Origin of the sequence: Oceanibaculum nanhaiense, assembly GCF_002148795.1 — a bacterium.
GTDB lineage: Bacteria > Pseudomonadota > Alphaproteobacteria > Oceanibaculales > Oceanibaculaceae > Oceanibaculum > Oceanibaculum nanhaiense.
This window is the reverse complement of the sequence record NZ_MPOB01000005.1, coordinates 354,587-380,641: the sequence shown is the minus strand read 5'-3', so window position 1 is coordinate 380,641 and position 26,055 is coordinate 354,587. Positions and strand designations below refer to the sequence as shown.

Below are 26,055 nucleotides of genomic sequence, written 5' to 3'. Positions count from 1 at the left end.
GCCATGGTCAACATGGCCAATCGTCCCAATGTTGCAGTGCGGCTTGTTCCGTTCAAACTTCGCTTTAGCCATCGTGGCACGCTTCCTGTCTCAAAGTTCAACCAAACCACCGGGCTCAACCAACAACAGGCTGGCCGCCGGACGCGGAACTGGAGCGGGTGAGGGGAATCGAACCCCCACAACCAGCTTGGAAGGCTGGGGCTCTACCATTGAGCTACACCCGCCCGAAGATCTTCACCCGCCGACGGCACCCGGCGATACGAGACATGCTCGCCCCGCCCGGCCCCCCATAACGCGAAGACCAAACACCCCGGACGACTCTCGTCGCCGGGGAACGCATCGCCCAGGAACGTGGTGGAGGGGGCAGGATTCGAACCTGCGTACGCGTACGCGGGCAGATTTACAGTCTGCTGCCTTTAACCACTCGGCCACCCCTCCGGTCCGCTTCGGAGCAGCGTTTGTCACGCTGCACCGGCCCCGGCGCTGCGGGAGTGCGAAATATGGAGAAACAGACTGGCTTGTCAATGTGAAAACGCCGCCGATCGGACGAAAACGCCACCCGCCCCCCACGAATCGATTGCACATCGGTTGCACATCGGTTGCACGTCGGCTGCACGCTTGCTCCACGCGGCCAGCGCTTCTATTAAAGGGCGATGAAGCACAAGCGTCCTTCTCAGCCCCCGACCCAGCCTCAGGCCCGGCCCCAGGCGAAATCCGGCCGTGACAAGCCGGCGCCCCGGCATGCACCGCAAGGCAAGGCGCCCCAAGGCAGGGGGCCCCAAGGTAGGATGCAGGGCGGATCGAGGCGCGGCGGCGGCGACCCGACGCGCTTCCTGTGGGGCGTGCATGCGGTACGCGCCGCCCTCGCCAATCCGGCGCGGCGCTGCCGGCGGCTGCTGGCGACGGCGCAGGGCCACGAGACCGTCGCCGATATCCTGCCCGCGACATTGCCGGTCGAAATTCTGGACCGCCAGGCGCTGGACACGCTGCTGCCTGACGCGGTGCATCAGGGGGTGGTGCTGGAAACAGACCCGCTGGACGAACCCGACCTTGAGGATGTGCTGGAATCCGTGCCCGCCACGGCCCCGTTGCTGCTCGTCGTGCTGGATCAGGTGACCGACCCGCACAATGTCGGCGCCATCCTGCGCTCTGCCGCCGCCTTCGGCGCTGCCGCGCTGATCGTGCAGGAGCGGCATAGCCCGCCGGTGACCGGCACCCTGGCGAAGGCGGCCTCCGGCGGTATCGAGCTTGTGCCGATTGTACGCGTCACCAATCTGGCGCGGGCGCTGGACCGGTTGCGCGAGGCCGGGCTGTTCTGCCTCGGCTTCGATTCGGAAGCGGAGCACGGCCTGCAGGCCATCGAGCCGGGCGAGCGGGTGGCGCTGGTGATGGGCGCTGAAGGTCCGGGGCTGCGCCGGCTGACGCGGGAGCGTTGCGACATGATGGCGAAACTGCCGACACAAGGGCCCGTCGCCAGCCTGAATGTGTCCAACGCCGCCGCCATCGCCCTCTACGACATGGCGCGCCGTTTAATTAAAACAGCCTAAAATACCATACTAATCAGACCTGTTCTCTGGACATTTTCGTCAGATTTGGGCTTCCTAAGCGGAACCGAATACGCCTATACACGGCGTACAGCTCCATCCCGGAACAGTTTGTTGAAAAGCGACGATCCTGCATGCTGCCCCAGACAGAAGAGCAACTGGCGAAAGCGGCGCTCTGCAAGGCGCCGGACGATCTTTATACTGTCGGCGCGCGCGAATTGATTTCGCGGCATTGCCGCAGCTTTCTGGACGCCATGCGCGCGACCCCGACCGAACTGCTGTTCAACGAGGATTTGCAGAAGAAGCTGGAGAATGCCGGCACCGCCTATTCCGGCGCGGTGCAGAAGGTGGCGATCGCCCAGGTATCGGGCACCAAGAACCGCGATGTCGCCGGCCGCATCAAGGAGATCTTCGCGCTCTGCGACGGGGTGCGCAACCGCACCCTGGAGGCTGTCTCCGCGTCGCCGGTCGAGCCGCTGGAGCCAAAACGGCTGACGGAACAGCTCGCTTCCCTTCCGGCCGAGGAGAGCGCCCGCTTGTTCCGGCTCAGCCTGATGCTTGCCAAGGCACTGCTGAACGAAAAGGGCTGGGCTGACAAGGCCAAGCTGCTGCTGGATATGCTGGACGCCGGAATGCCGCCCGCCGACTGCGCCCCGATTGATAATGCGCTGTCCGAAATCATCCGCCTGCAGGCCGGTCTCGACGAGATCATCGGCAAGCAGGGAAAATCGGCTGGCGAGCGGATCGCCATCCTGAACAAGCTGGCCACCGGCAAGACCGACGACCCCGCCGCCATACCGGCCGACCCGCCGCTGGCACAGCGCCTGATGGCCGTGCAGGCGCGCCAGGTGCAGCCCAATATTCAGGCGGCCCTGCAGTCGCAGATGCTGGCGGCGGTGACCGGCACCTACCCGATGACCGATGGCCCGACCTCGGCCGAATTGCAGGCGACCCTCGATATCGCCCAACGGCTGCGTCTCAGGAGCGGGCAGTTTCTCGGCGGCGAAGCCACGGAAGCGGCGCTGGCCCGCCGGTTGTCGCGCCTCATCAACGACCAGCATATCCACGACCTCATGGTCGGCGCGCCACGCCTGGCCGAGCGGCTGCAGCGCTGCCTCGATCTCTATCGCAAGATGATCGGCCCGCAGAACTACGAGTTCATGAAGAAATATATCGATTATCTGCTGCAGGAGCGCACGGTCGCCTCTGACGTGGCGCCGAAATCCGCCTCCGTACCGGAGCGGCTGCGCGGCATCACCGAGCTACACCAGATACTGATGGGCGCGCCCCTGCCCTCCGTGTTCCGCGGCAAGCTGCAGCTGCGCATGGAGGAGGTGCAGAACACTCTGCTGGACGAAAGCGCCATCCTCGACCGCATCACCAAGCGCGGCAAGACCACGGCGGACAAGGCGCTGCCGCTGATCGATCTGTGCTGCAACGATACGCTCATCAAGGGCGCCAACCTGCGCCGCGTGCGCGAGCTGGCGCAACGCTATGTGAAGCAGCCGGATTTCCTGACCAGCGTCATGGCCGGCGCGGCCAGCGACGCCGACCGCAAGACGCGGCTGACGGAACTGCATGACCGGCTCATCGAGGCCGGGCTGGCCAACGACTGATATTCACCAGAGTGCGATCGCTTTGAATGCGATCACCTGAGTGATCCAATTAAAGCGTGAATCGCCCTCTGTTTTACAGATGAGAGACGGATTCACGTTTCGGGTTGCATCAGATTTCTGATTAAACCCGAAACGATCCGGCTCTATGGCTTGAAGCGCACGGCCAGTCTGGCTATGGTCGCGGCGCGGAAGGATGCCGGCTTAGCACAGTGGTAGTGCAGCGGTTTTGTAAACCGAAGGTCGGGGGTTCAAATCCCTCAGCCGGCACCATCCTCCCCGACCTTCTGATTTGCGGCCCCCTACTTCCGGGCGAAGAAGCCGCTCACCGTATCCTGTGCCACCTGCTGCAGGAACGCCGCCGTCTTGGCGTCGATCTGACCATAGGCGTCATAGCCATTGCCGACCGGCGACTTGCCGTAGATCGTCGCATAGACCGTGGCGGCGGCGAGGTAGCTGCCGAGCAGTGACGGGTGGCTGTGATCCTGCGCATTGTGCAGCTTGACCTGCGGATCGCGCTTGTAGGCTTCATCGAAGGCAAGGCCTACCGGGATGACCAGCGCCCCCAGCTCGTTGCCGGTCGCGACGTAGAAATCGTCGATCTGCCCGATATTCTCCGGCTTCGCCAGCTTGTGCGGGGCGACATAGGCATGCGTCATGTAGAGGGCGACCTTGCCGCCGCGCTCCGCGATGATCTTCGCATGCGCCGCTGCGGCTTCCTTGAAAGCCGCCTGCCGCTTGTCCGACAGGGCGGCTGCGCTGTGGCCCTGCAGGATCACCAGCTCGAACGGCTCCTTAACGCCAATCTGCCCCGGCCCGGTCAGCCAATCAACATTGTGGTGCGCCAGGGTGGCGCCGCCGATGGTCGCCGACTTGTACTGCAACGCCTTGCCAAGCTCGGCATCGCCCGCCGCCACCATGCGGCGCAGGTGATTATGCAGGCTGTCATTGTAGTAAAGGTAGCTGTTGCCGACCAGCAGCACACGCTTCGGCGCCTCGACCTGCGGCCCCTTCACCGCCGGCGCAGAGGCGGCAAAGGCAGCACCGGTGACGGCCAGGGCGAGCGTGAACGTAAGCGCTGTGGCCTGTGTCAGCCGTCGCAGCTTCTTCAGGGTAATGGACATGATGGGGTTTCCTCGGGTTTTGTTTTTTAATGCGCCATCATATGGCGCGCCCGCGATACCCGGCAATCGGATCGTGTGGGCGATCCGGCCTGAGCCCCACAACCATTTGTTGGTTGCAAATAACTGGAAACAAATCTACCTAAGCGCGTATCATGCATACGATACGCCTCACCCTTGCCTTCGCCGCGCTGTCCCTGCTGTGCGCCTCTCTGTTCGCCCCTGCCGTCGGTGCCAGCGACCTTGCCGCACGCGATCCAGGTGTCCGGGCGCCTGCCGCCATCGCCGGACCGGTCGAGGCCAGTTTCATCGGCAATTACGATGGCGACACCATCACTGTCCGCGCCTGGATCTGGCCGCGCCAGTCGGTCGAGACCAGCGTAAGGCTGGCCGGTATCGACGCGCCGGAACTGCGCGGCCGCTGCGAGGCGGAAAAACAGGCGGCGCAGGCCGCCCGCGACCGACTGAACAGTTTGCTGTCGCAGGCCAGTCGCATCGAACTGCATGATATCGAACTGGATAAATATGGCGGCCGGGTCCTGGCCCGCGTGGTGGCGGACGGGCAGGACATGGCAGCGGCGATGGCCGGCGAGGGCCATGCCCGGCCCTATGCCGGCGACACCCGCAAGAGCTGGTGCGACTGAGGCGCCGTCAGAAACTCTCGATCCAGGGCCGTAGTTCGATCTCCCAGCTCCAGGCGCTGCGATGCTGGCGGTGCATGTCGAGGTAGCTGCGCGCAATGGCATCCGGTTCCAGCAGCCCGTCCACGCCGCGCTGCGGGCCGCGCGGATCGTCCCCGCCCTGGCGGATGCCGCCATCGATGACGAAATGCGCGACATGGATGTTCTTCGGCGCCAGTTCCCGCGCCATGCTCTGTGCCAGCCCGCGCAGCGCGAACTTGCCCATCGCGAAGGGCGCCGATTGCGGATAGCCCTTCACGCTGGCCGAGGCACCGGTAAAGAAGATGCTGCCACTGCCCGAAGATGCCCCCGCTGGCAGCATGGCGCGCGCCGCCGCCTGCCCCACCAGGAAACCCGCATAGCCGGTTGTCAGCAGCGACTCCCGGACTTCGCCGGAGTCGAGATCCTGAATCGGGCCGCGCACCCGGCGGCTGGCGTTGAACACCACCAGCGAGGGCGCGCCCAGCGTATCCGCCACGGTGGCGAACAGCCGCTCGACATCGCCCGGCTGGCTGGCATCGCAGGCCACGGCCATGGCGCCAGTCTCGCGCACCAGCCCGGCCAGCTTGTCGGTGTTGCGCGCGGCCAGCGCCACTGCCATGCCTTCAGCAGCACACAGCCGCGCCAAGGCGGCACTCAACCCGCCGCCGACACCGACGATTATCGCGACTTCCCGATCCGCCATGATGGTCCCTCTCCCTGAAGCTTCTCAGGCGAGTTTAGGACGATCCGCCGGTCGCTGTCAGCCGGTTCAGCCCTTCGCTTCCGTCAGCCGGCTGCGACGCAGCACACCCAGCTGCTCCAGCAGCGGATAGGCGGTGGCGGCGATATGCGATTCGATGCGCTTCAGGTCGCGCACAATGTCGAGATGCAGCTCGGTCGTCTCGATGCTTTCCGACCGACCCTCGCGCAGCCGCTCGAAATGCCGCTCGGTTGCCAGCTTCTCCAGATCGCGGAACTGCTCCTTCTCGGCCACCAATTGCCGGGCCGAGCGCAGATCGCCAGCCATAAACACCGAGATCGACAGTTTCAGATGCTCCAGCAGCCTGGCATGCATCTGGCGGATTTCGCCAAGCCCCTCCTCGGAGAAGCTGAGCTGCCGCTTGATCTTCTTCGACGCCAGATCCATCAGGTTGCGATCGACGATGTCGCCGATATGTTCGAGATTGATGGTGAAGGCGAGGATTTCGGACAGGCGCTGGCTCTGCTCCTCGTCCAGTTGCTCGCGGCTGATGTCGGTGAGGTAACGCTTGATCGCGCCATGCAGCTTGTCCAGCGTGTCGTCCATCCGGCTGATCTCGGAGACCAGCTTGCGGTCGCCCATTTCGAACACGGTCTGCGAGCCGCGCAGCATCTGTTCGGCCGCATCCGCCATGCGCAGCGCCTCGCGCGCCGCATTGGTCAGCGCCACGCTCGGATTCTCGATGGCCTCACGGTCCAGATGCAGCGGCGCCCCCGGATCGAGTGAGCGTTCCGTCGCCGGGAACAGCTTCTTCATCAGCATCGCCAGCAGGGGCAATGGCAGGATGAACAGCGCCGCCAACGCCAGGTTGAAGGCGGTGTGGAAATTGGCGGCCAGCCGCGCCGGGCCACCATTCAGGATTTCCAGCCAGTCAACGGCATAAGGCAGCAACGGCAGGGCGATGGCGCAGCCGACAAGGCGGTTCAGCAGATTGCCGACCGGCACGCGCAGCTTCTCCCGGTCGCCGCCCAGCGCCTGCAGCACGGGATTCAAGGCGCTACCGAGATTGGCGCCGAGCACCATGGCGAGCGCCGCCACCGGCGTGATCCAGCCGGCCGCCGCCAGCGACATGACCAGCAGCACGGCGGCCACGCTGGCATGCGCGGCCCAGGTGAAGATTGCCGCCAGCAGCAGGGTGATGACCGGATCGCTGGTCAGCAGGTGCAGCACCTCCTGCATCTGAGGCGACATGTCGTGCGGCATCACCGTTTCGGTCAGCAGATGCAGCGACAGCAGCACGAGGCCGAGGCCGATGGCGACGCGGCCCAGGTCTCGCGTGCGCGTCTGCCCGCCGCGCTTGAAGGCGATGACGCCCGCCAGAATCAGGATCGGCGTCAGCAGCCCGATATCGAAGGACAGGATCTGCACGATCACCGTGGTGCCGACATTGGCCCCCAGCATGATCGCCAGCGCCGGCACCAGATCGACCAGCCGGCCCGCTGCGAAGGAGGACGCCATCATCCCGGTCGCGGTGCTGCTCTGCAGGATGGCGGTCACCGCGAAGCCCGCCGCGAACGCCTTGAAGCGGTTTTCCAGCCCGCGGTTCAGGCTGCGCCTGAGACTGGAGCCATAGGCGCGCAGGATCCCGCTCTGCACCATGTGGATGCCCCACAGCAGCAGCGCGACGAATCCGAGAAGCGTGATGATGACCTGTGTCGCCGACATGGCTTGAATTACTCGTAAGCGGAGGGAGAGCCATCCGAATCCCGTTCGCCAGTTTCCCGTTTGGCGGCTCGCGATTCCTCATACGCCCTTCCGGCAAATCTTGTAAAGAAAATGTAACATTTCGGAAACAAAAGAGCCGAGGCGGCATAAACCTGCTGCCCCTATCAACGAATAGGGTCGCGAAAGGATGCAGACCACAATACTTGCCTACCGCGCCCGGATGCCGTATGGCGAGAGCGATCCTCCATACTCCTGGCTTTCGAAAGGCCGATCATGAGCGACAGCAACGCCACCATCCTCGACGTGCATGAAAAGCCGGGCGCCATGCTCTGGGGGCTGCTCAGCCTGCAGCATCTGTTCGCCATGTTCGGCGCCACCGTGCTGGTCCCGCTGCTGACCGGGCTGAACCCGTCCGTGGCGCTGGTTACCAGCGGCCTCGGCACGCTGCTGTTCCTGGCCATCACCAAGGGCCGCATCCCGGCCTATCTCGGTTCCTCCTTCGCCTTCATCGCGCCGATCCTGGCCGCCGCCGCCCTGCCCGGACCCGATGGCCAGCCGCTGGGGCCGACCGGCGCCATGCTGGGCGCGTTCCTGGCGGGTGCGGTCTATCTGGTGGTGGCGCTGTGCATCAAGGGCTTCGGCGTCGGCTGGCTGCTGCGTCTGCTGCCGCCGGTCGTCACCGGCCCGGTGATCGTGGTGATCGGCCTCGGCCTCGCCCCGGTCGCGGTCAGCATGGCCTCGAACGATCCGGGAACCGGCTCCTACAGCGGCACGCATTTCCTGGTCGCCGCCGCGACGCTGGTGCTGGCACTCGCCTTCTCCGTCGTGATGCGCGGCATCTTCGCGGTGGTGCCAATCCTGCTGGCGATCCTGGGCGGCTATGTCATCGCCGCCTTCACCGGGCTGGTGCCCTGGGCGGGCGATACCGGCATGGAGGCGAAGCTGGCCGCCGCCAGCTTCCTGGAATTCCCCGCCTTCGCCGTGCCTTTCGTGACCTATGACCTGCCCTGGCAGCATGTCGCCACCATCGTGCTGCTGCTGGTGCCGGTCGCCATCGTCACCATCGCCGAACATATCGGCGACCAGATCGTCATCAGCCGCATCATCGGCCGCAACACGCTGGAAGATCCGGGCCTGCACCGCTCGCTCGCCGGCGACGGCCTCGCCACCATGCTGGCCGCCATTCTGGGCGGGCCGCCGAACACCACCTATGGCGAGAATGTCGGCGTGCTGGCGATCACCCGGGTGTTTTCCGTCTATGTCATCGGCGGTGCTGCGGTGATCGCCGTGCTGCTGGGCTTCCTCGGCGATTTCCGGGTGGCGCTGCAATCGATCCCGGTGCCGGTGATCGGCGGCGTGGCCATCGCGCTGTTCGGCGTCATCGCGGCATCCGGCCTGCGCACCCTGATCGAGGGCAAGGTCGATCTGGGCGACAAGCGCAACCTGTTCATCGTCTCGATCATCCTGGTGCTGGGCATTGGCGGGGCGGTGGTGCATGTTGGCACCATCGCGCAGCTTTCCGGCACCGCGCTGGCGGCCATTGTCGGCGTCATCCTGAACGCCGTGCTGCCCTACAATAATGGCAAGGGGGAGTGATGATGAAACGCTTCGGACTGACAGCGGCGGCGCTGGGCCTCGGCCTTCTGCTGGCCGCCTGTGGCGACCCCAGCAAGGCCGACATCCTGAAGAAGGCGGAGAACATCTCGACCAAGGCCGAACTCGAATCGAAGCTCGGCCGGCCGGACGAAATCTCGAAACTCGGCCCGGTCGAGCAATGGATCTACAAGGCCAAGGACGGCAGCGTGCTCTTCGTCATCACCGGCGACAGCGTCGCGCTGCAGGCCACCGGCGGCAAGCGGGAGTAGCGAGGCCTGGAGAGGTCCGCGCCGACCGCCACGAAACAAAAAACCCCCGGCCTCGGCCGGGGGTTTTCTTATTCAGCCTATCCTGACGCGCTCAGGCGTCCACGGCCATCTTGGCGTGGCGCTTGCGCTCGTGGATATCGAGATAGCGCTTGCGCAGCCGGATCGATTCCGGCGTCACCTCGACCAGCTCATCGTCGGAAACATAGGCCAGTGCCTTTTCCAGCGTCATGCGGATCGGCGTGGTCAGCGTTACCGCCTCATCCTTGCCGCTGGCGCGCATGTTGGTCAGCTGCTTGCCCTTCAGCGGGTTCACGTCGAGGTCGTTGCCCCGGCTGTGCTCGCCGATGATCATGCCGACATAGATCTTGTCGCCCGGATCGATGAACATCGGGCCGCGATCTTCCAGATTCCACAGCGCATAGGCCACCGCCGTACCGGTCTCCATGGAGATCAGCGTGCCGGTGCGCCGGGCCGCGATGGGCCCCTTGTAGGGCGCATAGGAATGGAACAGCCGGTTCATGATGCCGGTGCCGCGCGTGTCGGTCATGAACTCGCCGAAATAACCGATCAGACCACGCGACGGGCACTGAAAGACCAGGCGCTGCTTGCCGCCGCCCGACGGGCGCATTTCCTGCAGTTCCGCCTTGCGCTGCGACAGCTTGTCGACCACCGAACCGGAGAATTCCTCATCCACGTCGATGACGACTTCCTCGATCGGCTCCAGACGCTGGCCGGTGGCCGGATCGGTCTTGAACAGCACGCGCGGCCGGCTGATCGACAGCTCGAAACCCTCGCGGCGCATGTTCTCGATCAGCACGGCAAGCTGCAACTCGCCACGGCCCGCCACCTCGAACGCGTCCTTGGACGCGGATTCTGTGATGTGGATGGCGACGTTGCCTTCCGCCTCCCGCATCAGCCGGTCGCGGATCATGCGCGAGGTGACCTTGTCGCCTTCCTGGCCTGCCAGCGGCGAATCATTCACCGAGAAGGTCATGGCCAGCGTCGGCGGATCAATCGGCTGGGACTGGATGGGCTCCATCACTTCCGGCGCGCAGATGGTGTCGGCGACGGTCGCCTTCTGCAGGCCGGACAGCGCCACGATATCGCCGGCCATTGCCTCTTCAACCGGCTGGCGCTCCAGCCCGCGGAAGGCCAGAAGCTTGGTGATGCGGCCCATTTCAATGACCGAACCGTCACGCGCCAGCGCCTTCACCGGCATGTTCGCCTTCGCCACACCGGAAATGATGCGGCCGGTCAGCAGGCGGCCAAGGAACGGGTTCGCCTCCAGCGTGGTGGCGAGGACGCGGAACGGGCCCTCCTCCACCGTCGGCTCCGGCACATGCTCCAGAATCTTGTCGAAGATCGGCGCCATGCTGTCCTTCGGGCCTTCCGGATTCTCCGCCGCCCAGCCGGCCTTGGCCGAGGCGAACAGGGTCGGGAAATCGAGCTGGTCCTCATTGGCGTCGAGAATGCTGAACAGGTCGAACATCTCGTCCTGCACTTCATAGGCGCGCTGATCGGGCTTATCGACCTTGTTGATGACGACGATCGGCTTCAGCCCCAGCTTCAGCGCCTTGGCAAGCACGAACTTGGTCTGCGGCATCGGGCCTTCCGAGGCATCGACCAGCACCAGAACGCCATCGACCATGGAGATGATACGCTCCACCTCGCCGCCGAAATCGGCGTGGCCCGGCGTGTCGATGATATTGATACGGGTGTCCTTCCACTCCACCGAGGTGCACTTGGCCAGGATGGTGATCCCGCGTTCGCGCTCGATGTCATTGGAATCCATGGCGCGCTCGGCAACCTTCTGATTCTCGCGGAAGGCACCCGACTGCTTCAGCAGGCAGTCCACCAGCGTGGTCTTGCCGTGATCGACATGGGCGATGATCGCAATATTGCGCAACTTCATGAAAACCGACCGTTGTGGAAAAGAAAAACGCCGGGTCGGTGCATCCGACGCCGCGCGCGCGGCCTTATATAAACGCTTTCGCAAGTGCGAACAAGCGGCGATGCTCTTAAATTTAGGCACGGCGATTGCTTGTCACCTATGCGGCGGCGATACTGCCGCGAGCGAAAGAGAAAGAAGCCGGTGATGAATTCCAGCGAAATATGGCGTGCCAAGCGGCTGCGCGAACGGGTTGCCGGGCTGCGCTACACAGTGAAGACGCAGCGCCTGACGCCGATGAAGCTGGCGGAAGTCGAGCGCATGATCAAGAATCTGGAAGGCACCGCCGAGGAGCTGGAGCGCAAGAACAAGAAGCCCCGCCTGTTCGGCTAGCCGCGGTTTCGGCTGGGCAGGCTTTGCCGGTCTGGACTTCGCCTGCCGGTTTCGCCATATGCTTGCTCGCCTGACCTTGTCCCCATTTTCCGCCGACCCGGAGCGACGGCTTCCGCCATGCCCCACCTTATTCTCTTCATGTTGGCCTGCCTGCTCGGCTTGATGGTGAGCTGTGTCATTCTCTAGAATCCTGCATTTCCTGTCCGCCGGGCTGCTGATCCTGGCGCTGGGGGCCTGCCAACCACTGCCACAGCCTTTCCAGCCCGGCGACAAGGGAATGGCGGCCAACCCGCTGCTCGACCTGCCGGGCGGCGAAGGAATCATGGTGCTGCCGGTCGCCGGCACCGCGCCGGAAGCCGGCCCCGAAGCGGCCATGGCGCTGGCCCGCGCCATTGCCAAAGCGCTGAACGATCAGGGCCTGCCGGCCAGCACGACCGGCAATCCGGCAAGCCTGGTGCTACGCGGCGAGGCCGACCTGCAGGAGCGCACCGACAACCGCGACCGGGTGCGCGTGGCCTGGACGCTGTTCGATGCCGCCGGCCGCGAGATGCAGCGCCATGAAAGCCTGTGGTGGGTGAATCGCCCGCATTGGGAGCGCGGCACGCCGGAGACCCTGGCCGGAATGGCCACCGAGGCGGCCCCGGCGCTGGTCCGTACGATCCAGGGCGAACCGATCCGCCAGGTGCCGGTGGTTGACGGGCTCTATATCTGGTCGGTCGATGGCGCGCCGGGCGACGGCAATGTCGCCCTGAAGCGCATGGTCGCCGCCAGCCTGAAGGAACGCGGCCTCCGGCTGACCGAGGCGATGGATGAGGACGCGCTGGTGCTGCTGGGCAGTGTCGCCATCGATCCGGTCCCCGGCAAACGGCAGGAACAGGTGACCGTGCGCTGGAGCGTGATCCGTCTGGACGGGCGCGAGGTCGGTACGGTGGAACAATCGAACCCGGTGCCGGAAGGCGCGCTGAACGGCAATTGGGGGCAGGTCGCCTATCTGGTGGCGGAGGCCGCCGCCGACGGTATTGTCCAGCTGGTCCAGGAAGCCGCGCGCCGCTGACCAGCGCTTTGCCACCCCTGGGCCAATCCCAGGCCAGGTCCTGTGGATGAAATCGGGCAAACTCGTTTACAGGCGAATGACAGGTTGATAAAGTCCGCCCGCTTTTGGGGGCTGTGCGCTGGGCAGCATAGCGCCTGACACATCCAAGCATATGACGGGCACCCACGCCGGCCCGGAATTCCAGCGATTGTCCCGACGGAAAGAGCGATCTGCCATGAAAGTGCTGACGGGGAACAGCAACCGACCCCTCGCGGAAGCGGTTTGTGCCTGCCTGAACTCTCCCCTCACCAACGCCAGCGTGAAGCGTTTCTCCGACATGGAGGTCTTTGTCGAGATTCACGAGAATGTGCGTGGCGAGGATGTTTTCGTCATCCAGTCGACCTCCTATCCCGCCAACGACAATCTGATGGAACTGCTGGTGACGCTGGACGCCCTGCGGCGTGCCTCCGCCCGGCGGGTCACGGCGGTGGTCCCCTATTACGGCTATGCCCGGCAGGACCGGAAGTCCGGCTCGCGCACGCCGATCTCGGCGAAGCTGGTGGCGAACCTCATCACCGTGGCCGGCGCCGACCGTGTGCTGACGCTGGATCTGCATGCCGGCCAGATTCAGGGCTTCTTCGACATCCCGACCGACAATCTGTTCGCCGCACCGGTGTTCACCAAGGACATCCAGGAGCGCTTCAACGGCGAGGAACTGGTCATCGTGTCGCCGGATGTCGGCGGCGTGGTCCGCGCCCGCTCCATCGCCAAGCGGCTGAATGCCGACCTTGCCATCATCGACAAGCGGCGCGAGCGCGCCGGCGTGTCGGAAGTGATGCATGTCATCGGCGAGGTGAAGGGCCGGCATTGCATCATGGTCGATGACATCGTCGATTCCGGCGGCACGTTGTGCAATGCCGCGGTCGCGCTGATGGAAAAGGGCGCGCAGTCGGTCGAGGCCTATGTGACGCACGGTGTGCTGTCCGGCGGCGCGGTCGCGCGCATCACCTCCTCGGCGCTGAACAGCCTGGTCACCACCGATTCGATCATGGCGACCGAGGCGATGAGGGTTGCCCGCAACATCCGCCAGATCACCATCGCGCCGCTGATCGCCGAGGCGATGCAGCGCATCAGCGACGAACGCTCGGTCTCCAGCCTGTTCGACTGAGGGCTGCGCGACCGTCTCATGCCCGCCCCCTTTCTCTTTGAGGTGACGGCCTGGGAGTGAGGGCTAACGGACAGGGCTGATTGGTCCTAGCCATATTCAGCCAAATCGGTATATAACCCGGCCTCCCAACCGTCTTTCGGCGGCGTGGGGCCGTGCCGGCACCCTTGGAGGCCGGCCTGAGGGGCTGCGATGGTCGCTGCCCCTTTGCCATTCGTAAGGAGTTTTCAATATGGCAGACGTGTTGAAGATCAACGCGACGCTGCGCGAACGGGCCGGTAAGGGGGCCGCCCGCGCTGCCCGTCGTGACGGCAATGTGCCGGCTGTGATCTATGGTGATAATCAGCCTGCGCTGATGATCAATTTCAATTCGAAGGAACTGGAGCGCGAGCTGCGCCGCCCGGGTTTCTTCTCCCACCTGTATGAAGTCACCGTCGACGGCAAGGCGCATCGCGTCCTGGCGCGCGAGCTGCAGCAGCATCCGGTGACCGACCGCGCCATCCATGTCGACTTCCTGCGCGTCTCGAAGAACGTGAAGGTCGAGGTCGAGGTGCCGGTCCACTTCATCAACGAAGAGAAGTCGCCGGGTCTGAAGCGTGGCGGCGTGCTGAACATCGTCCGCCATGGCGTCGAGCTGTACTGCTCGCCGGAATCGATCCCGGAAGAGCTGCTGGTCGATCTGACCGGCTACGAAGTCGGCGATTCGATCCACATCAGCGCCGTGACGCTGCCGGACGGCGTGGTGCCGACCATCACCGACCGCGACTTCACCATCGCCACCATCGCCGCCCCGTCCGCGCTGAAGAGCGAAGACAATGCGGCCGGCGATGACGCGGACGAGGAGAAGGAGGAGGAGTAATCCTCTTCTTCGCAACCAGGTAACCGGGACCGGATCGCCATGCTGCTCCTTGCCGGCCTCGGCAATCCCGGCCCGGGCCATGCGAACCAGCGTCACAATATCGGATTCATGGCGGTGGACGAGATTGTCCGCCGCCATGGCTTCGGCCCGTGGCGCGCGCGCTTCCAGGGTCTGGCATCCGAAGGGCTGATCGCCGGCCACAAGGTGCTGGCGCTGAAGCCGCTGACCTATATGAACAATTCCGGCCATTCGATCGGCGAGGCGGTGCGCTTCTTCAAGCTGCCGCCGCAGGATGTGTTCATCGTCCATGACGAGCTGGACCTGAAGCCCGGCAAGATCAAGGTGAAGCTCGGCGGCGGGCATGGCGGCCATAACGGCCTGCGCTCCATCGACGCCGCCATCGGCAAGGAATATTGGCGCATCCGCCTTGGCATCGGTCATCCCGGCGACAAGGACAAGGTGCTGGCCTGGGTGCTGAACGATTTCGCCAAGGCCGAACAGAAAGCCTGGCTGGTGCCGCTGCTCGACGCGGTGGCCGCCCATATCGACATTCTGTTGCAGGGTGAGGGCCCCGGGCGGGATGAGGGGCACTTCATGAGCAAGGTCACCCACGCCGTGTTCCCGCCCCCGCCCAAGGCGCCGCCCAAACCGAAAAACCCGGAGACCGGCACCGCGCCGGCCGCCGAAACCCCGGAGGCCGGCCACGCGCCGACCCTCGAAACCAAGGACTAGAACCGATGGGTTTCAACTGTGGCATCGTCGGCTTGCCGAATGTCGGCAAATCGACCCTGTTCAACGCGCTGACGGCAACTGCCGCCGCCGAAGCCGCGAACTATCCGTTCTGCACCATCGAGCCGAACACCGGCCGCGTCGCCGTGCCCGATCCGCGTCTCGACGCCATCGCCAAGCTGGCAGGATCGGCCAAGATCCTGCCGACGCAGCTTGAATTCGTCGATATCGCCGGGCTGGTACGCGGTGCCAGCAAGGGCGAAGGGCTGGGCAACCAGTTCCTCGGCAATATCCGCGAGGTGGACGCCATCGTCCATGTGCTGCGCTGTTTCGAATCCGGCGACATCACCCATGTCGAGGGCTCGGTCGATCCGATCCGCGATGCCGACACGGTCGAGACCGAACTGATGCTCTCCGACCTCGACAGCCTGGAGCGCCGCGCCCTGCCCTTGTCCAAGAAGGCCAAGAGCGGCGAGAAGGACGCCAAGGCGCAGATGGAGATCATCGAGCCGATCCTGGCGGCGCTGCGTGAAGGCCAGCCGGCCCGCACCGTCAAGTTTGCCGAGAACGAGCAGAAGGCGGTGAAGCAGCTGCAGCTCATCACCTCCAAGCCGGTGCTCTATCTGTGCAACGTCTCGGAAGACGAGGCGGCCACCGGCAATGCCCTGTCCGAGAAGGTCGCCGCCAAGGCCAAGGCCGAAGGTGCGACCAGCGTCGTCATCTCCGCCGCCATCGAGGCCGAGATCGCGCAGATCAAGGACAGCGCCGACCGCGAGGAGTTCCTGTCCTCGCTGGGTCTGGAGGAAGCCGGCCTCGCCCGCGTCATCCGCGCCGGCTATTCGCTGCTCGAGCTTTTAACCTTCTTCACCGCCGGACCGAAGGAAACCCGCGCCTGGACCGTGCGCAAGGGCGCCAAGGCGCCGGAAGCTGCCGGCGTCATCCACAGCGATTTCGAGCGCGGCTTCATCCGGGCCGAGACCATCGCCTATGAGGATTTCATCGCCTGCGGCGGTGAGCAGGGCGCCAAGGATGCCGGCAAGCTGCGCGTCGAAGGCTCGGAATATCTCGTGAAGGATGGCGACATCTTCCACTTCCGCTTCAACGTCTGACCCCGTCGCGGGGCCGCGCCGGCGGCATCAGATCAGCATGAACACCATGATGCCGGCGACGCTGATAAAGGACAGGCTGACGGTGATGAAGAAGGCGATGCGGCTGCCCAGTTCCCCGGCGCGCTGAACCAGCAGCCTCTCGTCATTCTCCGCCGACAGGATCTGTGTCTGGTTCAGCCGCCAGCGGAAGCTGGCATCCTTGAACTCGCGCTGGTCCTGCTCGAACAGCCCGCCCTGCCTGAACACTTCCTGCAGGGCCGACAGCTTGCCCTCTTCCATCGCCTTGTCGGTCTTGCGCTGCAGCTCCGCCTTGCGGCGCGGCCGCAGGATGCGGTCGATGCCAGGCTGCAGCATGCCGCCCAGCATGCGCGCCAGTTCCGGCCAGCCATCGGAATTTTCCGTCTTCTCCTCCAGGAAGGAGAGGAAGCGCAGCGCCGCCTGGGCCTTGGCGAATTCGTCAGCGCCGTCCAGCCCTTCCAGCAGGCCGATGGAGAAATCGCGCCGGCGCGACATGACGAAGGCAACCAGATGCTTGTCCACCGGCAGGAAGGGTTCCTTGGCCGCCGCCGCCGCCTCTTCCAGCGCCGGCAGGATCGCCTCCACCCGGTACACCAGATACTTGTTCAACAGCGTGCTGCGGCAGCGCGCCATCGGCTGCATTTCGTACAGCGCGCGCTCCACACCGAAGCCCCAGCCGCTGCGCGACGCCAGCCCCTGCGCCTTGGTCAGCAGCTTGTGCACGCCGATATAGCCATCGGCATCCGACTGCGCGCCCAGCCAGCGCAGCGGTATGTTGCTTTTCACCATCTCGATGAGACGGGCACGGAAGGCCGGGTCATCATACTGCGACGACAGCGCCGTTCCCATGCCGGCGGGATTCACCGCCAGCCCCTTATAGTGCAGCGGCGCCTGGGGGTTCAGCTGCATGCAGGCCAGGGACACCGCCTCGGCCATCTTGTCGATGCTCTTTTCCTCACGCTCGCCGAACAGCGCATCGAGCGCCGGCAGCATGCGCTCCTCGTCCAGCCCGCGCGCCATCCAGTTGCGGAACTTGCGGCTGAGCAGGAAGTCCTTGGCGCCCTCGATATCGGTCGAGCGGGCAACCGTATAGGCGAGCGAGCGCAGCGTGGTGTGCGGCTCGCCCAGGAACTCCATCGGCCAGCCGGCCATCTTCGGCAGGTGCAGCTTGGTCTTCGGAATCGTGCCATCCTTCAGCCAGGCATCGATGTCCATCAGCGTCCAGCGGTCGCGCGAATCGTCCTGCAGCGTGCCGCGCAGGAATTCCAGCATGCTGTAGGGCAGGCGGTGCCGCTCCGACAGCAGCATGAAGCTCGCCCCCTCGACCCGCTTGCGCAGCAGCGCCTTGGCGTTCTGCTCAGGCGCCGGATGCTTGCCGACCAGCAGGAACGCCGCCGTCATGCCCAGCGCATAGACATCGTCGCTCATCGCCGGCTCGCCCCGTGTCAGCGGCTCGGTCGCGGCGCGGTCCAGCGGCTCGAATATTTCCGGCTGGTCGGCGCCGGGCGGCACCGACAGGCATTCGCCCAGCACGACACGGCCCTGGTCGCGGCAGCGATACAGATTATTCGGCCGGATGGCGCCATGCGTCAGCCCCAGGCGGAACAGGTCGAGCAGCGTCTCCAGCACCGGCTGCACCACATCTACCATCACCTGGCGTTCCGGCATCGGTGCGGGCGCCATGTAGCGGCCATCCATCAGCGGGTCGCCGTTCGGCCGGCGGAACACGCAGATCAGCCGCTGCGCCCCGTTCGCCGCCGGCCAGGGCACCACCGCCCATTCCTCCAGCCAGGTCAGGCCCGGCATGCGCACGCCGCGTAAGCCCCGCAGTGCCTTGGTACGCGGCGGATAATCGGGGTCCAGCACCATGGCGTAGAAGCGCCCGGCGGCCCCCACCTTCGATTCGGCGGCATAGGCGGGCGTGCCCAGGCGCGAGAATTGCGCCAGCGGCTGGTTCAGCTGGATGTCGAAATTCAGCCCTTCGGTACGCGCCGATTGTTCCAGCTCCTGGTCGGAGCCGGGCGTGCCCTTTTCGATGTCCTCGGCGGCCGCCATCTATGCCGTAACCCTGTCCTGCCCGATTTATGTCGGCGCTTGTTATGCCGTACCCCTGATTCAATTGAAAGAATCTATCATAATCTGACAGCAGCCGCTAATTTTTGGGGCCACCTTAAAGAGCCATATGCCGAACAGGGGAAAGCGCCGCCATGAACCGCCCGCCGATCGACCAGCAGGTCACCTTCCTCTACAGCTGGGACCTTGAGAAAAGCGCCCGCTTCTACGGGCAGACGCTGGGGCTGGAGATGGTGCTGGACCAGGGGGCCTGCCGGATCTACCGCCTCGGACCGGACAGTTTCGTCGGTATCTGCGCCCGTGAGGTCCGCGCCAAGGAGCCGAACGGCGTGGTGCTGACCATCGTCTCGCCGGATGTCGATGGCTGGTACGACTACCTGACCGCCAAGGGCGTGATCTACGAGGCACCGCCGCGCTACAGCGAGGAATTCAAGGTCTATTCCTCCTTCCTGCGCGACCCCAACGGCTATCTGCTGGAAATCCAGGAATTCCGCAGCCCCGACTGGCCGAAGCCGCGCGGGCGTTGAGGGGAGCAACATCAAGGCAACCCCAGCAACCGCCGCAGCCGCGCGATGTCAGTGTCGCCGTCGAGCAGTTCGGTGAGCAGCTGCGGCAGGCTCATGCCGCCCCAGGCGATGGCGCGGCGCACCAGATAGGGGGCGGGGCTGTGCGGCTCGGCCCGCATCAGATAGTCGGCGGCCAGCGCCAGCAGCCGGTAGGCCTCCTCGCGGTTGCGGATTTCCACGAAGCTGCCCTCCTCGGGCACGGACAGCGTCAGCGCGGCCGCCGGGTGCCCCCCTAGGTGTGAACCCTCGGGCGCTGGCGCTTCCTCTTCCGGCGCCAACGCCGCATCCGGCCGGGCGGCCAGCGCGGAGTCGAGGAAATGCCGGCAGGCGGCGATGGTGCGGGACAGCGCCGGCAGGCCGGAGAAACCGTCCGCGCCCTTCTCCTCCAGCAGGGCGGACAGATCGGCCAGCCGCGCCGCGGCGGCGGCGAACAAAACCGCCTGATCGCGCAGGAAACCATCCGGTGTCAGCATCAGGCTGAGTTCGATATCCTCCGCCGCGACCGCGCCGGCCTGGCGTTCGCGCTGGTGCCGTTTCGGGTCGCTGCGCGCGAGTTGCGCCAGATGCCCGGCCATCTCCCAGTCATGCAGGCCATAGGGCGGCACGCCCGGCTCGGCGGGCGCGGTCAGCGGGATCAGGCGCACCGGCACCGACAGCCGGTCGAGCCAGTCCAGCGGGGCCACGCGGTAATCGAAGTCGCCATCCTCGGGCAGCGGATGCACCTTGTCCCAGAAGCGTTCGGCATAGCAGGCGATGAGGTCCAGCCCCGCCGCCAGCCCCGCCGCACCGCGCCGGTAGAGCAGCGCTTCGGTCAGCCAGGCGGCGATCTCGATATCCTTCGCGCGCCCGGCCAGCGCGGCGAGGCAAGCTTCCTCGATGCCGGCCCAGTCGGTGACCTCCGGATTATCGTGCCCCTGTTGGCGCAGCCGGCGGATCGGGTCGCTGACGCCAGTCTCGCGCGGGGCGGCACCGCAGGGTGATTTGCGAGAGATCGGGCGCAGCAGCGCCGCCCGGTCGATATCCGGCAGATGCGACCAGACCTGTTTCATTGCGTACCTCCGGCCTTTAGATCGGCCGCGCTGGTGGGGAAGGCTGGCAGGGCCAGCGGCGCGCGGGTCTTGTCTGCCGGCGCGAAGGGCACGGCGGAGGCATAGACGCGCACCGGATCGCCTGCCGCCCCTTGCGTATTCTGCGTGGCGATCACGAAGCGCCAGCTGGTTTCCAGGGCCGGGCTGCCGGGCGGGAAATCCGCCGCCGTGCCGCGCTGTGCCTGCCAGGCACGAAAGGCGGCCCAGCTGCCGCCGAAGCTGTAGGTCACGGCCTCACCGCTGACGCTGGCCGCCGGCTGCTGCCCGGCCGGGGCAGGGCTCAGCGGCCCGTTGGCGGCGATGCGCAGGGTGATGGTGACGGCATCCCCCGCCTCCCACACCAGTGGCGATGGTGCCGCAGGCACGCCGGACAGCGTCTCGTCGCCGACCGCGATGCGCCAGTCGATCAGCTGGTTGCCGCCGCGTTCATAGTCGCGGTTGCTGCGCGGCGTCAGCAGCAGGCCGAGGCTGGGCGGCGCGCTGCCGTCAAAGGCAGGGAACAGCGCCCGCACATGCCCGATGGCACTCACGAAAGCGGCGGCATCCGCCTCGCCCTGCCCGCGCAGCACCTCCGCCGCGTTTGCCGGCAGCGCATCATAGGCGCGCAGCAGCGCCAGCAGGTCGGCAGGAGTCACCTCCTGCAGCCGGTCCGCCGCCGCGAAGGGATACTTGCCCTCCACGCGGGTGCGGAACTGCGTCACCAGCGCGTCGTAGCCGCCGGCCACATCGCTCTGTGCCAGCGCTGTGCAACGGTTCGATATGCCACGCATCAGCGTCAACCTTCGGGCATCGAAATAATCAGCGGGGGAAGCCGCCAGCATTGCGGGCGTGATGGCGCTGGCGCAGGTGGAAAGCGTGATTGCCGGCATGGTCTCCAGAATGAAGCCGTTCAGTACCGCCATGGTCGCGGTCGGCTGCTTCGCGGCCATCGCCGCCAGGGCCGCCGCAATGCCCGCCCATTTCGCCTCCAGCGCCTGCGCGTCGCCCGGCGGCAGGGCGCTGCCCGCCTTGCCGAGGAAATCCAGCACCGGTCCGGCCAGCTGGTTGCTCAGCAGGCCGATATACTCCTGATTGCGGGTCAGCAGCGCCTGCATGACCGCCTGACTGTCCAGCCCGAAGCCGCGATAGCCCAGCGCTGCCTTGCCGTCCCACCAGCCAAACGCGTCGCCATCGACCGTGGCGTAATCCGCATTCGCCGCTTGCAGCGCGTCGGTGCGGGCGAGCAGCGAGTCCGCCTGATCGCGCAGGATCGCGCCGAGATCGAGCCGCAGCGGTAGCAGCCGTCCCGTTGTCAGCGCGGTCAGCACCGCCTCCAGGTCGGCGGCGGCGGCGGAGAAGGCCGACGCTTCCGTTTGCAATTCAGGAAGTGTCTTGCCCGCCGGGGCGCGCTGGGCGAGCGATCCGGCCAGCCGGTCCTCGATAGTGACGGAGGCGCGCAGCGCCATCAGCGCCGCCACCTCCGACGCCAGCGGCGCGGCGATACCCGCCGGCGGCTTCACCGTGCCGGCATAGGATGTTGCGGCAGTCTTCGCCTCGGCCAGCGGGGCCGGATCCCAAAACGCCGCACTGCCCTCGGTCAGGCTGGCGGGCAGCTTGCGCGCCTGCCCCGCCGCCATGAAGGGCTGGGCGTAGAGCGCATCGAGCGCCGTCGCCAGCGCATCCATCGCCGGGTCGAGCGCGACAGCATTTCCGATACTCACGAAGGATGGGTAGCCCGGCGCCTTCAAGGCCGTCAGTGCGGCGCGCGCGTCGGTGGCGGCCTTCACCCAGCGCGCCTGTTCCGCTGTGGCCGTAGTCTCGCCCAGCAGCGCCGATTGCGCCATCCGCCCGGTCAGTGCCGTGGCGTCCGCGTCCCTGGCCGGATCGAGCGCCAGATAGGCAACCGTGCCCGAAGACACCAGCTTGGTAGCAGCATCCAGCCCCGCTTGCAGCCGGTCGAGCGCGGTCGGCTTGCCGCTCTGCGCCGATCCGGTAATCGCCGCCATGTCAGCAGCGACCGGCGCCAGCGCCGCCTGCAAGGTGTTGCCGGCATAATCCGTTTGCAGGAACGCGCTCATCAGCCCGTCAAGCCGCGTCCGCACGCCCGGCCGATAGGGTGCCAGCGGGAAAGTCCCCGCCGCCTGCCGCGCCGCCGCCAGCCCCGCCATCAGCGGCGGGCGGGAAGTGACGATGGCGGGATCGAGATCGACCGACAGCAACTCCTTCATCAGGGTGGAGAGGTTCTGCGCCCGGTCCGGCCCGGCAAGCCCGTCATAGAGCGCCAGCTGCGCCTCGAACGACGCCACCTCATCGAGATAGGCCGATACCGCCAGATAGTTCTGCAGCGACGGAAACCCCTTGGCCTCCGCCGCCGGCCTCGGCACCGAGAGCGGCGTGGCCGGGTCGGCCAGCGCCAGCGCCTCCGCCTCCAGCCCGGCGCGGATCGCCGCCAGTACGATCCGCCCGAAGCCCTGCTCCGCCGCGTCCGAGAGGGCAGGCGACAACGGATCGAACCAGGACACCGGCAGGAAGGCATAGCGCAGCCGGTCCGATTGCGCCGCGTCCAGCGCCGCTACCAGCCGCTGCACCATGCCGGCCAGCGTGTCGCGGTCGGGCGGTTGCCCAACAGACGACTGCCGATCAATCCGGGTGAGATCATCGCGCAGCTGCGTGACAATGCCCGCCATGTCGGTGGCGGCACGGCTGAGGCCGACCGCCGACCAGATCATGCCAGCCAGCCCGACCACCGCTACTGTGACGGTCGCCGCGCGCAGCGCCTGCACCTGCCAGCTTTGCCGAGGCGCGTGACCCGATAAAGGAACAGCCAGGCCGGTCTCGGCAAAGATCTTCCGGCGCAGCAGATCGGCCAGGAAGAAACGCGTGCCCGGTACCGTTCCGGCGAGGTAGAGCCCGCGCAGCCCGTAGGGCGCTGGCTGCACGCCCGGTGTGAAGATCGTCCCGGCCAGCGCCGAGGCGGGACCGGCGAGCGCGCTTATCCGCTCTGGCAGGCGATAGGCGGCCTCCGGGTCCGGCAGGGCATCATCCGCCCCGAACAGCGCCGCCACCGTATCGCCCAGCGCGATGGCGGTCTCCCGCAGCGCGGTGCCCGGCCAGGCCGGATCGTAGGGCGCCGCGATGCCGACCGGAACCGACCAGCCCAGCATGTCCGCGCGGCGTACCTCCGGCAGGGCCAGGGCGACTTCCGGGAAGCCCGCCAGCCCTTCCGCCCCGTCCAGCAGCAGATAGATGGGCAGGCGCATGCCCGATTCCCGGCAGGCGTCCATCAGCCGTGCGCGCAGCGTCGTCGCCAGCGTGGGATCAGCATCCAGCGCGGCGGCCGGCAAGGTCAGCAGCACCGCGTCGAGCGGCCGGTCCGGCCGTGCCGCGACAAGGGCTTTCAGCGCCGCGTCGAAAGGCTCGGCGGTCCAGGGCAAATCGATGATGACGCCACCCGGCACGCCCCACCAGCGCATCGCGCCGTCCTTCGGCACCGCCGCCGGTTCCACGAAATCGGGCGCCATGCCGGGAATGCCGGCGAGGCCCGGCAGGTCAGGGCCGATCCGCGCGACCCAGGGTAGGGCCGCCCGCGCGGCAGCCTGCGGCACCGCCTGCTTCAGCGCCGCCAGCGCCATATCGGTCGTCGTCGTGGCGCTGTCCGGCTGCTTGCGGTGCGTCAGCCACCACCAGAGCGCGCCGCCCGCCAGCAGCACGAGCAGGAGTCCCAGCACGCCCCAGGCCCAGCCGGGCACATCCTTCAGATAGGCAAGGAATTGCGCCGCCATGGCATCAGCCCGGCAGCAGGGCGAGCGCCCGCAGCAGCGGCCAGACGGCGAGCAGCCAGACCAGCGCCGAGCACGCAAAGAGGCCAGCGAGCGTCAGCAGCAGCCAGCCGGCCCAGCGTGCCGGCCCGGGCGGCGGGACAGGCGGCGGCGGGTCCAGAATGTGCTGATAGGCCTCCGGCGTCAGCCTGCCATTCGGCGATGAGAGCGGCGGCCTGCCGGCAAAGGCCAGCCGCGCCAGACGCTGGCGGTAGCGGCGCAGCACCGCCGCCCCGTCCGACTGGCAGCGATAGCGGCCCTCGAACCCCAGCCCCAGCACCTGCAGGAAGATCCGCGCCAGCGCTGCGGGCAGTCCCGCCGCCCCCTCGCGTTCCAGCGCGTCGATGCGGGCGAAGACCTCTTCCCCCGCCACATGGCTGCGGCAATAGCGCTGCTCGAACAGATGGCTGAGCCAGTCACCACCCCTGTCGCCCTCACCCGGCCAGTCGAGATAGACGAAGACTTCGTCGGTTAACGCCACCATTGGATAGGCGGCGCGGTCCTGCATCTCGCCCAGCCGCTCCCCGCCCCGCTGCCGCGCCTCGGACGCCAGCGTATCCAGCCGCGCCGCGAGATCGGCCTGGATATCCTGCCGCCGCGCCGGATCAGCGCTGGCCAGCGCCTTCACACGCCAGTCCTCCAACGCGTCGTAATAGCCGCGGAACCCGTTCAGCAGAAAGGCGTCGGCGGCACTCATCCGGTTTTCTCCGGCGGCAGGAACAGCACGATGCCGGCGGGCGGGTTCACCGAGGCTTCCGCCTGGAAAATGCCGATGGCAAGGGCCTCCCCGGCCACGATCTCGCCTTCCGGCTGCACGCGATAGACCGCCATGTCGGGCCGGCGGGCGATGGACAGCGCGTCCCGCTCCGCCACGCGCTGCCGCCCCGCCCCCAGCACGCGGCGCTTGCGCAAGCCCTGCAATCGCGATTCGCTGCCGATCAGGCAGGCGCCCATATAGCGGTGCGCGGTCTCGATATCCGCGCCCTCCGGCGGCAACACGCCGATGACCAGACCTGCGGCCAGCCACTCCGCCTGAATCTCCAGCCGGAAGCCGCCCTCCTCGCCCGTCTCGAACGGTACCGCCCGCCAGCCGCCACCGAGGCCGGCCAGTGTCGCCTCGACAAAGCTGGCCACCGCCTGGAAGCAGGGCAGCGCGTCCGTGTGGTCGTAAGCCGGAAAGCGCGGCGGCAGCGTGCCCGGCACGGCGGCGGCGACCGCGCCGGCCAGGACGGTCAGGCCGAGATAGAGCCTGTAGGGATGCACCGGCGGGCCGAACACCAGCGCCTCGAAACCCGGCAGCCCGGCAGCCAGCCCGCGCAGTTCCGCCGCCGCCTCCCCCGCCATCGCAGCACGCCAGTCGGTTGCCGACAGCCCGGCCAGCGCGGTCAGCCCGCCGGCCTGCCGACGCAGCTTGTCGGCAATACCGGCGCACAAGCTTTGCAGCGTGCCGCCGGACGGGCAAAGCAGGCCGGGCGGCACATAGGCGCCGATGCGGTAGGCGCCGTTGCGGTAGGCGATCTCCATCAGCGGTAGCCCGACATAGCGGTCGGCCGGCGGCGGCCCGGCGGACAGCGCCAGCGCCGGAGCGAGGCGCGTCAGCTCGATCGGGTCGGCGTCGGTGTTCTCGTCCGGCACCGCGCGCTGCACCACCGGCACGAAGCGCGCGCCGCTGTCCGGCGCGACATCACCAGCATGGCGCAGCGGCAGGGTGAGATAGAGGCGCAGGCTGCGCCCCTCCACCGCCGGCAGCACCGGCCCGAGGTCGAGCGACAACGAGACTGGCGAAGCCACACCGTTCGATCCTGGCCCATGCGATACCGCCGTGCCATCCGGCAGGATCGCCTCCAGCGCGGTGATGGCGATGCGCCCATCCGGCACGATACCGCCATCGGCGTCGGCCGAGCTTTCCAGCCGCACCACACCCCAGGCGCAGGGCGCCAGCAGCCCGGCCTGATAGGCGACCAGCATCTCCTGCCGCAGCCCCTGCTGCTGCATGTGCTGCGGGGCCAGCAGCATGCCTTCCCACCATTTCAGGGGCAGCGGAGGAATGGTCCGCGGCGACTCACTCATGCCGGCAGGTCCGAAGTAGTTACGGGTGTATTCATTT

The 26,055-nt window shown here is 66.7% G+C and carries 21 protein-coding genes and 3 tRNA genes; 13 read left to right on the top strand and 11 right to left on the bottom strand.

The window, feature by feature from the left end:
* Nucleotides 1-150: 150 nt before the first annotated feature.
* Together BKM74_RS11490 and BKM74_RS11485 are read right to left on the bottom strand one after the other, a co-directional pair.
* Nucleotides 151-224, bottom strand: a tRNA-Gly gene (locus tag BKM74_RS11490).
* Nucleotides 225-352: 128 nt separating this feature from the next.
* Nucleotides 353-438: transfer RNA gene (locus BKM74_RS11485), tRNA-Tyr, on the bottom strand.
* 350 nt (nt 439-788) lie between these two features.
* Here BKM74_RS11485 and rlmB point away from each other — a divergent pair.
* The 3 genes from rlmB to BKM74_RS11470 all read left to right on the top strand — a co-directional run bounded on the left by rlmB (nt 789) and on the right by BKM74_RS11470 (nt 3,430).
* The gene (gene rlmB / locus BKM74_RS11480; RefSeq protein WP_245825914.1) at nt 789-1,547 is read left to right on the top strand and encodes a 23S rRNA (guanosine(2251)-2'-O)-methyltransferase RlmB; all 759 of its coding nucleotides are present in this window, start codon (nt 789-791) and stop codon (nt 1,545-1,547) included.
* Nucleotides 1,548-1,678: 131 nt separating this feature from the next.
* Entirely contained in the window at nt 1,679-3,160 is a 1,482-nt protein-coding gene (locus tag BKM74_RS11475; RefSeq protein WP_086465848.1) for a hypothetical protein, read from the top strand.
* 195 nt (nt 3,161-3,355) lie between these two features.
* Nucleotides 3,356-3,430: transfer RNA gene (locus BKM74_RS11470), tRNA-Thr, on the top strand.
* A gap of 29 nt (nt 3,431-3,459) precedes the next feature.
* Here the strand turns inward: BKM74_RS11470 and BKM74_RS11465 are convergent.
* Nucleotides 3,460-4,281, bottom strand: a complete 822-nt coding sequence (locus BKM74_RS11465) for a DUF4886 domain-containing protein (protein ID WP_086465847.1) — start codon at nt 4,279-4,281, stop codon at nt 3,460-3,462.
* A gap of 152 nt (nt 4,282-4,433) precedes the next feature.
* Between BKM74_RS11465 and BKM74_RS11460 the strand changes: the two genes are divergently transcribed.
* Nucleotides 4,434-4,922 carry a thermonuclease family protein gene (locus tag BKM74_RS11460; protein WP_086465846.1) on the top strand — a complete coding sequence of 163 codons (489 nt, stop codon included), beginning with the start codon at nt 4,434-4,436 and terminating at the stop codon, nt 4,920-4,922.
* 7 nt (nt 4,923-4,929) lie between these two features.
* Here the strand turns inward: BKM74_RS11460 and BKM74_RS11455 are convergent, their stop codons facing one another.
* Together BKM74_RS11455 and BKM74_RS11450 are read right to left on the bottom strand one after the other, a co-directional pair.
* Entirely contained in the window at nt 4,930-5,643 is a 714-nt protein-coding gene (locus tag BKM74_RS11455) for an SDR family NAD(P)-dependent oxidoreductase (protein ID WP_086465845.1), read from the bottom strand.
* A gap of 66 nt (nt 5,644-5,709) precedes the next feature.
* Nucleotides 5,710-7,365: a Na/Pi cotransporter family protein gene (locus tag BKM74_RS11450; protein WP_086465844.1), complete on the bottom strand. Its 1,656-nt coding sequence runs from the start codon at nt 7,363-7,365 to the stop codon at nt 5,710-5,712.
* Nucleotides 7,366-7,638: 273 nt separating this feature from the next.
* Here BKM74_RS11450 and BKM74_RS11445 point away from each other — a divergent pair, with 273 nt between their 5' ends.
* Nucleotides 7,639-8,961 carry a solute carrier family 23 protein gene (locus BKM74_RS11445; RefSeq protein ID WP_281251456.1) on the top strand — a complete coding sequence of 441 codons (1,323 nt, stop codon included), beginning with the start codon at nt 7,639-7,641 and terminating at the stop codon, nt 8,959-8,961.
* On the top strand, nt 8,961-9,230 hold the full coding sequence (locus BKM74_RS11440) for a hypothetical protein (RefSeq protein WP_086465843.1): 270 nt from the start codon (nt 8,961-8,963) through the stop codon (nt 9,228-9,230). Before BKM74_RS11445 ends, BKM74_RS11440 begins: the two co-directional genes overlap by 1 nt.
* A 91-nt stretch (nt 9,231-9,321) precedes the next feature.
* Here BKM74_RS11440 and typA read toward each other — a convergent pair whose 3' ends face one another.
* Complete coding sequence (gene typA / locus BKM74_RS11435) at nt 9,322-11,142, bottom strand: translational GTPase TypA (protein WP_086465842.1); 1,821 nt, start codon at nt 11,140-11,142, stop codon at nt 9,322-9,324.
* Nucleotides 11,143-11,325: 183 nt separating this feature from the next.
* Here typA and BKM74_RS11430 point away from each other — a divergent pair, with 183 nt between their 5' ends.
* From BKM74_RS11430 to ychF, 6 genes are all read left to right on the top strand, one after another.
* On the top strand, nt 11,326-11,511 hold the full coding sequence (locus BKM74_RS11430; RefSeq protein ID WP_086465841.1) for a hypothetical protein: 186 nt from the start codon (nt 11,326-11,328) through the stop codon (nt 11,509-11,511).
* Nucleotides 11,512-11,683: 172 nt separating this feature from the next.
* Entirely contained in the window at nt 11,684-12,565 is an 882-nt protein-coding gene (locus BKM74_RS11425) for a hypothetical protein (protein WP_140056071.1), read from the top strand.
* A 214-nt stretch (nt 12,566-12,779) separates the two neighbouring features.
* Nucleotides 12,780-13,712, top strand: coding sequence for a ribose-phosphate pyrophosphokinase (locus BKM74_RS11420; protein ID WP_086465839.1), 933 nt, complete (start codon nt 12,780-12,782; stop codon nt 13,710-13,712).
* Between the two features lie 229 nt (nt 13,713-13,941).
* Complete coding sequence (locus tag BKM74_RS11415) at nt 13,942-14,568, top strand: 50S ribosomal protein L25/general stress protein Ctc (RefSeq protein WP_086465838.1); 627 nt, start codon at nt 13,942-13,944, stop codon at nt 14,566-14,568.
* Between the two features lie 39 nt (nt 14,569-14,607).
* Nucleotides 14,608-15,300 (top strand): aminoacyl-tRNA hydrolase, encoded by a 693-nt coding sequence (gene pth, locus BKM74_RS11410; protein ID WP_086465837.1) that lies wholly within the window; start codon nt 14,608-14,610, stop codon nt 15,298-15,300.
* 5 nt (nt 15,301-15,305) lie between these two features.
* Nucleotides 15,306-16,406 (top strand): redox-regulated ATPase YchF, encoded by a 1,101-nt coding sequence (ychF, locus tag BKM74_RS11405; RefSeq protein ID WP_086465836.1) that lies wholly within the window; start codon nt 15,306-15,308, stop codon nt 16,404-16,406.
* Between the two features lie 27 nt (nt 16,407-16,433).
* Here ychF and BKM74_RS11400 read toward each other — a convergent pair whose 3' ends face one another.
* Nucleotides 16,434-18,479 carry a serine/threonine-protein kinase gene (locus tag BKM74_RS11400; protein ID WP_086465835.1) on the bottom strand — a complete coding sequence of 682 codons (2,046 nt, stop codon included), beginning with the start codon at nt 18,477-18,479 and terminating at the stop codon, nt 16,434-16,436.
* 152 nt (nt 18,480-18,631) lie between these two features.
* Between BKM74_RS11400 and BKM74_RS11395 the strand changes: the two genes are divergently transcribed.
* The gene (locus BKM74_RS11395; protein ID WP_086465834.1) at nt 18,632-19,024 is read left to right on the top strand and encodes a VOC family protein; all 393 of its coding nucleotides are present in this window, start codon (nt 18,632-18,634) and stop codon (nt 19,022-19,024) included.
* An 11-nt stretch (nt 19,025-19,035) separates the two neighbouring features.
* On the opposite strand, the gene tssA is transcribed toward BKM74_RS11395, so the two are convergent.
* Genes tssA through tssK form a run of 4 tightly spaced genes read right to left on the bottom strand, consistent with a single transcriptional unit; the run spans nt 19,036 to nt 26,018 of the window.
* On the bottom strand, nt 19,036-20,112 hold the full coding sequence (tssA, locus tag BKM74_RS11390) for a type VI secretion system protein TssA (protein WP_086465833.1): 1,077 nt from the start codon (nt 20,110-20,112) through the stop codon (nt 19,036-19,038).
* Nucleotides 20,109-23,912: a type VI secretion system protein gene (locus BKM74_RS11385; RefSeq protein WP_086465832.1), complete on the bottom strand. Its 3,804-nt coding sequence runs from the start codon at nt 23,910-23,912 to the stop codon at nt 20,109-20,111. Before BKM74_RS11385 ends, tssA begins: the two co-directional genes overlap by 4 nt.
* Before the next feature lie 4 nt (nt 23,913-23,916).
* Entirely contained in the window at nt 23,917-24,645 is a 729-nt protein-coding gene (locus BKM74_RS11380; protein ID WP_086465831.1) for a DotU family type IV/VI secretion system protein, read from the bottom strand.
* Entirely contained in the window at nt 24,642-26,018 is a 1,377-nt protein-coding gene (gene tssK, locus BKM74_RS11375; protein ID WP_086465830.1) for a type VI secretion system baseplate subunit TssK, read from the bottom strand. Before tssK ends, BKM74_RS11380 begins: the two co-directional genes overlap by 4 nt.
* Between the last annotated feature and the right edge of the window lie 37 nt (nt 26,019-26,055).

Excerpts from the sequence above, each read along its gene's own strand:
- rlmB (WP_245825914.1), top strand. The coding sequence starts at position 789 with ATGCAGGGCGGATCGAGGCGCGGCGGCGGCGACCCGACGCGCTTCCTG.
- BKM74_RS11475 (WP_086465848.1), top strand. The coding sequence starts at position 1,679 with ATGCTGCCCCAGACAGAAGAGCAACTGGCGAAAGCGGCGCTCTGCAAG.
- BKM74_RS11465 (WP_086465847.1), bottom strand. The coding sequence starts at position 4,281 with ATGTCCATTACCCTGAAGAAGCTGCGACGGCTGACACAGGCCACAGCG.
- BKM74_RS11460 (WP_086465846.1), top strand. The coding sequence starts at position 4,434 with ATGCATACGATACGCCTCACCCTTGCCTTCGCCGCGCTGTCCCTGCTG.
- BKM74_RS11455 (WP_086465845.1), bottom strand. The coding sequence starts at position 5,643 with ATGGCGGATCGGGAAGTCGCGATAATCGTCGGTGTCGGCGGCGGGTTG.
- BKM74_RS11450 (WP_086465844.1), bottom strand. The coding sequence starts at position 7,365 with ATGTCGGCGACACAGGTCATCATCACGCTTCTCGGATTCGTCGCGCTG.
- BKM74_RS11445 (WP_281251456.1), top strand. The coding sequence starts at position 7,639 with ATGAGCGACAGCAACGCCACCATCCTCGACGTGCATGAAAAGCCGGGC.
- BKM74_RS11440 (WP_086465843.1), top strand. The coding sequence starts at position 8,961 with ATGATGAAACGCTTCGGACTGACAGCGGCGGCGCTGGGCCTCGGCCTT.
- typA (WP_086465842.1), bottom strand. The coding sequence starts at position 11,142 with ATGAAGTTGCGCAATATTGCGATCATCGCCCATGTCGATCACGGCAAG.
- BKM74_RS11430 (WP_086465841.1), top strand. The coding sequence starts at position 11,326 with ATGAATTCCAGCGAAATATGGCGTGCCAAGCGGCTGCGCGAACGGGTT.
- BKM74_RS11420 (WP_086465839.1), top strand. The coding sequence starts at position 12,780 with ATGAAAGTGCTGACGGGGAACAGCAACCGACCCCTCGCGGAAGCGGTT.
- BKM74_RS11415 (WP_086465838.1), top strand. The coding sequence starts at position 13,942 with ATGGCAGACGTGTTGAAGATCAACGCGACGCTGCGCGAACGGGCCGGT.
- pth (WP_086465837.1), top strand. The coding sequence starts at position 14,608 with ATGCTGCTCCTTGCCGGCCTCGGCAATCCCGGCCCGGGCCATGCGAAC.
- ychF (WP_086465836.1), top strand. The coding sequence starts at position 15,306 with ATGGGTTTCAACTGTGGCATCGTCGGCTTGCCGAATGTCGGCAAATCG.
- BKM74_RS11400 (WP_086465835.1), bottom strand. The coding sequence starts at position 18,479 with ATGGCGGCCGCCGAGGACATCGAAAAGGGCACGCCCGGCTCCGACCAG.
- BKM74_RS11395 (WP_086465834.1), top strand. The coding sequence starts at position 18,632 with ATGAACCGCCCGCCGATCGACCAGCAGGTCACCTTCCTCTACAGCTGG.
- tssA (WP_086465833.1), bottom strand. The coding sequence starts at position 20,112 with ATGAAACAGGTCTGGTCGCATCTGCCGGATATCGACCGGGCGGCGCTG.
- BKM74_RS11385 (WP_086465832.1), bottom strand. The coding sequence starts at position 23,912 with ATGGCGGCGCAATTCCTTGCCTATCTGAAGGATGTGCCCGGCTGGGCC.
- BKM74_RS11380 (WP_086465831.1), bottom strand. The coding sequence starts at position 24,645 with ATGAGTGCCGCCGACGCCTTTCTGCTGAACGGGTTCCGCGGCTATTAC.
- tssK (WP_086465830.1), bottom strand. The coding sequence starts at position 26,018 with ATGAGTGAGTCGCCGCGGACCATTCCTCCGCTGCCCCTGAAATGGTGG.